The following is a 1,099-nucleotide window of genomic DNA, read 5'->3' on the forward strand; positions in this document are numbered from 1 at the left end:
GAGACGGCCGAGGCCCGGGGCGTGCCGGTGCGGCTGGTCTCCACCCTGTTCCTGGCGATCGTGGCGGTGGCGACGGCGGAATGCGTGCAGATCACCGGGGTGCTGCTGGTCTTCGCCCTGATGGTCGGGCCGGCCGCGACGGCGCAGCGCCTGACGGCGGCGCCCGGGCGGGGGATCGTGCTGTCGGTGCTGCTGGCGGCGGCCGAGGGGTGGGGCGGGCTGGCATTGTCCTGGTGGACGGATTGCCCGGCCTCGTTCTGGATCAGCGCGCTGAGTACGGCGGCCTATGTGGGGACGTATCTGGGGAAGCGCGGATAGGGACGCGTCAGAGCTCGTCCTGGCCGTGCGGCAGCGCGTGATAGGCGCGGTTGAAATAGACCAGCCCGCCCTGCCCCGCGCCCATGCGGATGGCCTCGACCACGCCGAACATCACGCTGTGAGTTCCGACCTCGACGATCTGGTCGACATGGCAGTCGAACGAGGCCACCGCTTCCTCGAGCACCGGTGCGCCGGTGTCGAGCGTGGTCCAATGGCCGTAGGTGAAGCGTTCATACATGTCCATCGGCCCGGCGAACGAACCGGAAATGTCGCGCTGGCTGGCCGAGAGGACGTTGATGCACATGGCGCCGCCGGTGCGGAACGCGGCGCGCGCCCGCGCCGCGCGGTTCAAGCAGACCAGCAGCGTGGGCGGCGCATCGGTGACCGAGCAGACCGCCGAGGCGGTGAATCCCACCGGGTCGTCCAGGGTGCCGGTGGTCACGACGTTCACCGCCGCGCCCAGCCGCGCCATTGCATCCCGATAGGTCTGGGAATCGACCGTCATTCCTGCGCCCTTCCTGCCGCCCGCCCACCGGGATTGGCGGCGTCAACCCGGGCGGCATCTCATCGTCCTGTTGCTTCTGTCATATTATCGTACAAGGGAAAACAGGGAGAAACCGGGGCGGGGCGGCACGGATGACGGATGGCGGAGCGTTGGAGAGCGGGACGTTGCTGGCGGCGCGGCAGGGGCGGCTGGCCCGTCTGACGCTGAACCGGCCCGGCGTGCTGAACGCGCTGGACCGCCCGACATGCCGCCGGATCGCCGCCTCCCTCGCGGCCT

2 protein-coding genes are annotated in these 1,099 nt (G+C 70.2%); one reads left to right on the plus strand and one right to left on the minus strand.

Annotation, left to right across the window (positions count from 1 at the left end; translation table 11 throughout):
- The coding region (locus HUK84_RS19610) for a metal ABC transporter permease (protein ID WP_176641705.1) at positions 1 to 318 on the plus strand (318 nt) is incomplete at its 5' end.
- A 7-nt stretch (positions 319 to 325) separates the two neighbouring features.
- Here the strand turns inward: HUK84_RS19610 and HUK84_RS19615 are convergent.
- Positions 326 to 823 (minus strand): flavin reductase, encoded by a 498-nt coding sequence (locus HUK84_RS19615; RefSeq protein ID WP_176641706.1) that lies wholly within the window; start codon positions 821 to 823, stop codon positions 326 to 328.
- Positions 824 to 1,099: the final 276 nt, after the last annotated feature.

The organism is Nguyenibacter vanlangensis, from assembly GCF_013376155.1.
In the GTDB taxonomy this organism is placed as follows: Bacteria; Pseudomonadota; Alphaproteobacteria; order Acetobacterales; family Acetobacteraceae; genus Gluconacetobacter; species Gluconacetobacter vanlangensis.

What these genes read in the sequence shown, in the direction of transcription:
- HUK84_RS19615 (WP_176641706.1), bottom strand. Translation starts at nt 823, where the DNA reads ATGACGGTCGATTCCCAGACCTATCGGGATGCAATGGCGCGGCTGGGC.